This is a genomic window from Dactylosporangium sucinum (genome assembly GCF_014647515.1).
GTDB lineage: Bacteria > Actinomycetota > Actinomycetes > Mycobacteriales > Micromonosporaceae > Dactylosporangium > Dactylosporangium sucinum.
The window spans coordinates 1-8,730 of sequence record NZ_BMPI01000006.1 but is presented as its reverse complement, the minus strand read 5'-3'; the positions used below and the strand labels follow the sequence as shown (position 1 = coordinate 8,730).

6 protein-coding genes are annotated in these 8,730 nt (G+C 73.7%); 2 read left to right on the top strand and 4 right to left on the bottom strand.

The window, feature by feature from the left end:
- The coding region (locus tag IEZ31_RS07190; protein WP_229834388.1) for a PDDEXK-like endonuclease domain-containing protein at positions 1 to 1,678 on the top strand (1,678 nt) is incomplete at its 5' end.
- 122 nt (positions 1,679 to 1,800) lie between these two features.
- On the opposite strand, the gene IEZ31_RS07185 is transcribed toward IEZ31_RS07190, so the two are convergent.
- From IEZ31_RS07185 to IEZ31_RS07170, 4 genes are all read right to left on the bottom strand, one after another.
- Positions 1,801 to 2,631, bottom strand: coding sequence for a hypothetical protein (locus IEZ31_RS07185; RefSeq protein WP_190248967.1), 831 nt, complete (start codon positions 2,629 to 2,631; stop codon positions 1,801 to 1,803).
- A gap of 32 nt (positions 2,632 to 2,663) precedes the next feature.
- Complete coding sequence (locus tag IEZ31_RS07180) at positions 2,664 to 4,118, bottom strand: FHA domain-containing protein (protein ID WP_190248966.1); 1,455 nt, start codon at positions 4,116 to 4,118, stop codon at positions 2,664 to 2,666.
- 188 nt (positions 4,119 to 4,306) lie between these two features.
- Positions 4,307 to 6,958 carry a cyanophycin synthetase gene (gene cphA / locus IEZ31_RS07175; protein WP_190248965.1) on the bottom strand — a complete coding sequence of 884 codons (2,652 nt, stop codon included), beginning with the start codon at positions 6,956 to 6,958 and terminating at the stop codon, positions 4,307 to 4,309.
- Positions 6,948 to 7,760 carry a cyanophycinase gene (locus tag IEZ31_RS07170; protein ID WP_190248964.1) on the bottom strand — a complete coding sequence of 271 codons (813 nt, stop codon included), beginning with the start codon at positions 7,758 to 7,760 and terminating at the stop codon, positions 6,948 to 6,950. Before IEZ31_RS07170 ends, cphA begins: the two co-directional genes overlap by 11 nt.
- A 419-nt stretch (positions 7,761 to 8,179) precedes the next feature.
- Between IEZ31_RS07170 and IEZ31_RS07165 the strand changes: the two genes are divergently transcribed.
- The coding region (locus IEZ31_RS07165; RefSeq protein ID WP_190248963.1) for a cellulose binding domain-containing protein at positions 8,180 to 8,730 on the top strand (551 nt) is incomplete at its 3' end.

Below are 8,730 nucleotides of genomic sequence, written 5' to 3'. Positions count from 1 at the left end.
CGCGCCGCACATGCTCACCGCGCTGCGGCCGTGCTGGGCGATGAGCCCGCTCGTCGTCTCGCAGCTGCTGCCCGCCCAGGCCGACCTGTTCGACGTCGTCGTCTTCGACGAGGCCAGCCAGGTCACGCCGGCCGACGCGGTGCCGGCGCTGCTGCGGGCCCGGCAGGTCGTGGTCGCCGGCGACGAGCACCAGCTGCCGCCCACGTCGTTCTTCACCGCCGCCGAGGAGGGGCCGGCCGCCGACCCGCTCGGGGTCAACGCCGACGGCTCGATCGACCTGTCGCTCACCGCCGGTTTCGAGTCGATCCTCGACGTGCTGACCGCCCTGCTGCCGGCGTACCTGCTGCGCTGGCACTACCGCAGCCAGGACGACCGCCTGATCGGCTTCTCCAACGCGCACATCTACGACCGCTCGCTCGTCACGTTCCCGGGCATCGCGGGGGCGGGCTCGCTGGAGCACGTGCACGTCGACGGCGTGAGCGACGGGGAGAGCGTCGACGCCGAGGTGCAGCGCGTCGTCGAGTTGGTGCTCCAGCACGCGCAGCTACGCCCGGGCGAGTCCCTCGGCGTGATCACGATGGGCATCACCCACGCCGAGCGCATCGACCTGGCGCTGCGCAAGGCGCTCTCGGCGCGATCGGAGCTGCACGGGTACTTCGGCGAAACGGCCGCCGAGCCGTTCTTCGTCAAGAACCTCGAACGCGTGCAGGGCGACGAGCGCGACGCCATCATCCTGTCCATCGGCTACGGCAAGAACTCGTCCGGGCGGCTGCCATACCGCTTCGGCCCCCTGCTCCTGCCGGGCGGCGAGCGGCGGCTCAACGTCGCCGTCACCCGGGCCCGCCGCCGGATGACCCTGGTCAGCTCGTTCACGGCCCACGACATGGACCCGGCTCGCAGCACGTCCGACGGCGTGCGCCTGCTGCGGTCGTACCTCGAGTACGCCGAGTCGGGCGGCACCTCGCTGGCCGCCGCGGGCGCCGCGGACCGGCCGCCGCTCAACGCGTTCGAGCAGGACGTCCGGGAGCGGCTCACGCAGGCCGGCATCCCGGTGACCCCGCAGTTCGGCGTGGCCGGATACCACATCGACTTCGCGGCCGCCCACCCCAACCTGCCCGGCGAGATGGTCCTGGCGATCGAGACGGACGGCGCGCAGTACCACTCCTCGCACACCGCGCGCGACCGCGACCGGCTGCGGCAGGAGCAGCTGGAGCGGCTGGGCTGGCGGTTCCACCGGATCTGGTCGACCGACTGGTTCGCCGACCCGGTCGCCGAGACGTCCCGGACGCGCGCCGCCTACGACGAGGCGGTGGCCGCGGCCGACGCCAAGCGGACCGACGAGCCGACCGTCGTGCTGCACCTGCCGCAGGCGGCGCCGGAGCCGGCCGAGGACGGCCGCTCGCTGCCGCGGCCGGTGCTGGTGCCCGGCCGGCCGATCGGGGAGTACCCGCAGGAGCTGCTCGTCGACCTGATCCGCTGGATCGAGTCCGACACGCTGCTGCGCACCGAGGAGCAGGTGCTCGAGGAGGCGCGCAAGGAGCTCGGCTTCAAGCGCGGCGGCTCACGCATCAACGCCGCCCTGGCCGCGGCCCTGGCCGAGGCCCGCCCCCTCACCACCGCCCCGCCCGCCCCCACGGACGAGACCAGGGTCCTCGACCAGCGCCCAGAGACGGACTGACGCCCGCTCTCCCTCCCCCTGCGTCGATCTTGCAGTTGTGGTGCCTGACAAACCCGGACATTCTGGGAGTGTCCCGGCACCATGGGTGCAAGATCGACGCAGGGGGAGGGGTGGTGGCGGGGTCAGTAGGCCGGGTCGTCCCAGTCCGAGTAGTCGGGGAACACGTCGTCGAACGGGTCGTCGTGGTGGTGGTGGGGGGCCGGCGGCTCATCGGCCTCGTCGGCGGGCCAGTTCAGGGCCGTGATCGCGGCCTCCACCAGGCCGGCGCCGGCCACCGCGCCGCCGAACGCCGCCAGCACCGGGCCGCTGCGGGGGCCCCGGCCCGGCGGCGGGAGGCGCTCGGCCTCGCGCAGGACCACGCCGCTCGCCGGGCCCGGCACGTGCACCCAGGCGGGGGCCGCGAACCGCTTCGCCGGCATCGTGACGTCGACCCGCCGGAAGTCGTCCGCGGTCGTGTCGCCGTAGCCGTGCGCGAACACGTCCGAGTACAGGTCGTCGGACACGATCACGGCCAGGTCGGTGTCCTCGTGGTCGTCGAGGGCCTCGTGCAGTACCGCCGAATCCAGCAACCGGCAGGCCAGCACCACCGACCGTCCGACGAAGCCGGTCGCGGCCCGGTGCACGATGCCCTGGCTGAGGGCGGCCCGCAGGCGCATGCGGCCGGCGATCCCGGGCGCCTGGTTGGCCCGGTGCAGGGCCGCGCGGGCGCCGCGCAGGAGCAGCGGGAGCTGCCGGCTCTCGTCGATGCCGGCCGGCAGGATGAGCAGCTGACCGTCGCCGCGGTCCTGGCGCAGGCAGCGCCCGACCCCGACCCCGGCCCGCGTGCAGGCCCGCTCCAGCGTCCACAGCAGCGTCTGCTGCAGCTCGACCTGGGCCCGATTGTCGCGCACGGTGTAGGCCTCGACATCGACGACGAGCGTCACCCGTCGCACGCCCGGCACGTCCAGCGTCACGACGGCCAATCTAGGACGCGGGCGCGGCCTTGTCAGTCGACCAAGCGGAGGGCAACCGTCGGCGCATCGAGCAGTACCGACGCCGGTTCGGACCCGACGATCGTCTGCAGCCGGTGGTCGCCGACGACGAGCTCGACCCCGGTGTAGAGCTCGACCGAGTCCCAGCCGTCGAGCCGGTACGACTTGCGGTACAGCCGCTCGGTCTCCTCCTTGATGTCGGGCGCCGAGCGCTTCCAGATCACCGTGCCGTTGTCGCTGGTGTCGGTGACGACCAGCCTCCCGCCGTCGACGGCCAGCTTGACGTGCTCCTTGGCGATCCAGGCGGCCGCCGCCTCGTGCAGCCACGCGCCGACCGAGACGTCCTCGGGGTCGGCCGGCTCGCGCCCCACCACGATCGGGTGGTCCTGGCTGACGACGAACCGCCGCCGCGCGAGGTCCTCGACCACGATCGCCACCGCGAACGCGGCCGGCCGCGGCCCGACGTCCTTGACGGCCTCGCCGTGGCGGGGGCAGGCCGGGACGCCGGCGCGCATGCGGGGGACGGGCTGGCCGATCCGCCGGAACCGCCCGAAGGCGGGGCAGTCGGGCTCGCCGCACTGCCACTCGCGGGCCATGAGCGCGGCCCCGACCCCGCTGGGCTCGGCCCGGGTGAACCGCCGCCGCACGACCCGCGTCCGCCCGAACCGCTGCGCGCCGCGAGCGGTGAACGACTGCAGTCCGTCCGGCCGCCCGCCCTTGGGCGCCTCGGTGCTCGGATCGCTGCCGGCGTTCCCGGCGCTCGCTTCGCCGCCGCTTCCGCTGTCCGCGCCTCCGTCACCGCTTTCGCCCGACAGTTCGGGTTTTTCCGATTCGTCGCCGGAGCCGGCGGCCGCGGGCGAGTCGCCCGACGCCGGCGAGTCATCGGCAGCCGGTTCCGGCTCCGCCGCGGGTGCCGGGTCGGGCGGGATGATCGGGAGCGTCGCCTTGCCGACGACGACCAGGCGCTCCTTGCCGTCGTTCGGCGGCGGCGGCTCGCCGCCCGGCGTCAGCACCGCGCCGCCCGCCCGGGGCACCAGGCGAAGCACCCGTTCGGGGCTGTCGACCAGCCAGGGGAAGCGGGTGGCGTACTGCGGCACGTCCCGCACCACGATCAGCGGCAGCCCCGTGAAGTCGGCGATCTCCACCGGCCGGTCGGCCACCACCGGTGTCACCTCGATCAGGCCGTCGTCCGCCCAGCGGCCGAGGACCATGCGCTCCTTCGAGGTCAGCGCCGCCTCCGACAGCACCTCGCGGCCGACCACGGGATACAGCATCGCGCCCGCGTCGATGAGGTACCGGCTGAGCGCGTCGACCACCATGCCGAGTCGTAAGAGGTTGATCGGGCGTCCGCCGTCGAGGGCCACGAAGCGGGCCACCTCCGCCAGGTCCACTACGGCCTGAGCGAGCGTGACGTCGGTCGTCAGGCGCTGCTCGATCGTGTCCATGACCCGGCTGACTTCGAAACGCACGGCGCCTCCAACCCATCGACCCCCAACACCCTATGGGGAAGCGGCGCCACGTGGTATGGCGCCACCAGGATCAGACTTGTGTACCAGTCCGGAAGGTTGCACGCCATCACCAACAAACCGACGATCAGGCTACGAAACGGATCAGTCCCCGTCGCTCCATACCCGAGTGGTGCCCAGATGCACGTCCGTCACACCAGCATCCCGATCGGCTCCGGCGCGCGGGCGGGTGCGTCGGCGGGGACGGCCCCGAGCGCGGCCAGCCGGGCGAGCACCGGCTCGATCTTCTCGTACAGGAAGAGCACCACGTCGCCCGGGCGGGCCAGGTCCAGCGCGGCCGGCAGCGCCTCCTCGGCGGTCCCGGCGTCGACGCAGGTCGTCGCCGGCGCGACCCGCAGCAGCTCGTCGCGGACGATGGCCGGCACCTCGCCGGGCGCGCGGCCCCGCCGGTCGGCGTCCTCGTAGAGGACCACCCGCTGGAACCGCGTGCCGACCACCCGGGCCGACTCGCGCAGCAGGTCGTCGCGCCGGTCCCCGGGCAGCGTCACCGCCGCCACGGCCCGCTCGCAGCCCCAGAGCCGCTGGACGAGGTCGCTCACGGCGTCGATGGCGGCGGCGTTGTGCGCGTAGTCCACCAGTACGTGGACATCGCCCAACCGCAGCAGGGTGCCCCGGCCCGGGTTGTCGGCGCCGCCGAAGCTGCGCAGGCGTTCGGCCAGCCGGGCGGTGGCGACGCCCAGGCAGCGGGCGGCGGCCGTCGCGGCGAGGGCGTTGGCGACGAGGTACCGCGCGGCGCCGCCGAACCCGCCGCCCAGCTCGTCGACGGCGAGCAGGGGTACCCACCGCCGCCCGGACAGCTCGACCAGCCAGCCGTCGGCGAGGAGGTACGCGCGCCCGCCCGAGTCCCAGTGCCGGCGCACCAGCGGGTTGCGCGGGTCGAGGCTGCACCAGATGATCTCGCGCCCCGGGAACGTCAGCTCGTGGCTGCGCGGGTCGTCGGCGTTGAGCACGACGGCGCCGCCCTCGCGCACCCGCTCGCCCACGATCGACTTGAGGTCGACCAGCTCGTCGACGGTCTCGATGCCGTCCTGGCCGAGGTGGTCGGGTGCCAGGTTGGTGATGATGCCGACGTCGCTCCAGTCGTAGCCGAGGCCCTGCCGCAGCAGCCCGCCGCGGGCCGTCTCCAGCACGGCCGCGTCCACCGTCGGGTCGCTGAGCACGACCTGGGCCGAGCGGGGACCGGTCGCGTCGGCGCGCTGGACGGTCCGGCCGCCGATCATGACGCCGTCGGTGGTGGTGACGCCGACCCGCAGGCCGGCACCGGCCAGCAGGTGCGCGGTCAGCCGGGCCACGGTCGTCTTGCCGTTGGTGCCGGTGATCGACACGATCGGGATCCGCGCCGGCGTGCCGGCCGGGTACAGCGCGTCGACGATCACCCCGCCCACGTCGTGCGCGTCGGCGTGCATCCGCAGGCCGGGGGCGGCGTTGACCTCGATGACGCCGCCCGGGCAGGCGCCGCCGGCCGGCGGGAGCTCCTGGTCGATCGCGGGCAGCCGCAGGTCGATGCCGGCGATGTCCAGCCCGACCAGGCCGGCGACGCGGTGGCACAGGTCGGCGACCGAGGGGTGCACGATGCCGGTGACGTCCTCCGCGGTACCGCCGGTGGAAAGGTTGGCGTTGTCGCGCAGCCACACCGTGCGCCCCGCGGCCGGCACGTCGGCGACGCCGATGCCCTGCCGGTCCAGCAGCGTCCGGGCCACGTCGTCCACGGCCAGCCGGGTCAGCGGGCGGGCGTGCCCGTCGCCGCGGCGCGGGTCCTCGTTCGCCCGCGCGATGAGCCCGGCGACGTCGGTGACGCCGTCGCCGACGACGTGGGCGGCCACCCGCTCGGCGGCGGCGACGATCCGCCCCCCGACCGTGAGCACCCGGTAGTCGCGGCCGCTGAGCTGCCGCTCGACGACCGCCTCCCCGCCGTCGGCGGTGGCGGCGGCGAACGCCCGCAGTACCGAACCCGCATCCTCGAGACCGAGGAACACGTGCTGCCCCTGGCGCCCCGCCCGGGGCTTGACCACGACCGGGGGGCCCAGCTCGGCGAACAGGTCCAGCGCCTCCTCGGGGGTGGCGGCGGGCCCGCCGGTCGGCACCGGGATGCCGGCCTCGTCGAGCAGCCGCCGGGTCAGCTCCTTGTCCCCGGCGATGTCGACGCCGATCGCGGAGGTCTGGTCGGTGAGCGCGGCCCAGACGAGCCGGCGGTGCCGCCCGTACCCGAGGCGCAGCAGGCTGAGCTCGCCCAGCCGCTCGACGGGGATGCCGCGGTGCCGGGCCGCCTCGGCGATCGAGGCGGTGCTCGGCCCCGGCCGCTCGCGCTCGTACCGCCGGCGCAGGGCGTCGAGCCTGTCCCGCAGCTCGGGCTCGCGCCCGTCGACCACCTCGTGCACGACCTCGATCGCGAGCGCGAGGAGCCGCTCGGCCAGGTTCGAGTCGAGCGGCTCGTCGACCGGGCACTCGGTGATCACGTCGTACTCGCTCGGGTGCGCGGTCCCCACCGTCCGGCCGAAGTTGACCGCGCGCCCGATGCGGTTGGACAGCTCGATCGAGACGTGCTCGGCGGTGTGCCCGAAGTACGTGCCGCCGTACAGCCGCTTGACGAACCCGCCGGGCGCCCCGGCCGCGCAGTGGTGCTCGGCCAGGCCCGGCAGCAGCGCGAGGAGGCGCTCGGGGAAGCCCTCGACGTCGTAGCTCTCCCGCTCGGTGAGCCCCTCGAGGTGGACGCGGGTCACCTGGACCGGTCGGGCGAGGTACCGGTTCGGCCCTCGCAGGCGGCGGCTGCTCTCAATCCGCATGGTCTTCTTCCGATCGTTTCATGGGCGTGCGCTCGGTGAGGTTGAACCGGTGACCGGCCGGCAGTACGTGCAGCTGAACGCCCCACAGCGCGATCGGCTGGTCCGCCGCGGGGCAGTTGATCCGCCGGGCCGGCCCGGCGTCGATCACGGTGACCGCCCCGGCCCCGAGCACCTCGAAGACGGCGGCGTCGGTGTCGACGAGGATGGCGGTGTTCTCGTCGATGCCGAGGCCGAGCTCGTGGGGAAACATGGCGATGGCGCTGAGCAGCCGGTTGAGCCGCCCGCGCTCGGCGAAGTGCATGTCGATGAGCACGCCCGGCAGGAACTCCAGCCCCGGCCCGGTCTGCACGCTGCTCGTGGAGACGGAGGCGATGCTGCCCCCGAGGATCATGGTGCTGGACATCATGGCGGCACCCGCGCTGGTCCCGGCGAGCACCATCCCGTCGCTCAGCCGGGCGTGCAACGCCGAGTCGACCTTGGACCCGCCGACGGCGGTGGTGATGCGTAGCTGGTCGCCGCCGGTGAAGAAGACGCCGGTGGCCCGCTCGATGGCCCCGACGGCAGGCTCCCCGTTGGCGTCCTCCCGGCTCTCGAGCCGCACCGGCGTCACCCGCTCGACCCCGAGCCGGTGAAAGACCTCGACGTACTCCTTCTCGCGCTGCGCGGGCGCCTCGGAAGCGGTGGCGATCACCACGAGCTGCGCATCACTGCCACCAGCAAGCGACACGAACCGCTCCAGAATCGCGTCATCCCCCGCGTCGTGGCTCTCCGCACCACCGATGACGAGCAACGTTCCCGGCATCCCACCTCCACACTCTCTTCATCCTGCAACCGCGGCCCACCCGCCGCGGCCGTTCCGCCGAACTCCCCAACTCGCACCCGACGTCACGCGCACGGCCCCACCCCGCCCGTGCACTCACTCCGCCCTCACCCGGCCCGCGCCCCGCCGTCCGCCCCACGCGCCTCTCACGCCGCGGCGCCTCGGGCTCCCGGCCCCGGGCGTCCAGCTGCGCGGCTGCGAACAGACGTTGGTCGATCTACCCTCCATTCGATCTTGGTTTGCGAGGGTGGATCGACCAACGTTTATTCACCAAAGCGGGGAGCCCACCGGTCTGCGCCCTCGCGAAGTTTGATTGATCGACGTCTTTACTGTTAACAAACCTTCGCGTAGCGTGCGTCGCAGGGCGCCCAACCCCCTTCTACCCGAGGCAGGAACCCATCGTGAGACTGCGAATCGGGGTGATCGCGGCTGCCCTGGTGACCGCCGCGGCCACCGTCATCACCGCGACGCCGGCCTTCGCGGCGCCCGCCACCGCCGTGTTCCAGCGGACGTCGAGCTGGGGCACCGGCTACGAAGCCAAGTACACGATCACCAACGGCACGACCGCGACGATCACCGGGTGGGCGGTGGCCGTCGACTTCCCGGCCGGTACCTCCGTCTCCTCGTCCTGGGACACCACCCGGACCGGAACGAGCGGCCACGTCACCTTCGCCAACGGCAGCTGGAACGGGACGCTGGCCCCGGGCGCCACCGCCAGCTTCGGCTTCATCGCGGCCGGCAGCGGCGACCCGGCGAACTGCACGCTCAACGGCGCCGCGTGCTCCGGCGGCACCACGAACCCGGGCGTGCCGGGCGCGCCGGGCAACTTCCGTGTCACGGCCACCACCGACACGAGTTTCTCGCTGGCGTGGAATGCGTCGACCGGTACGGTGACGGGGTACCGCGTCTACGAGGGCGCCACGGTCCGCGCCACGGTCACGGGTACCACCGC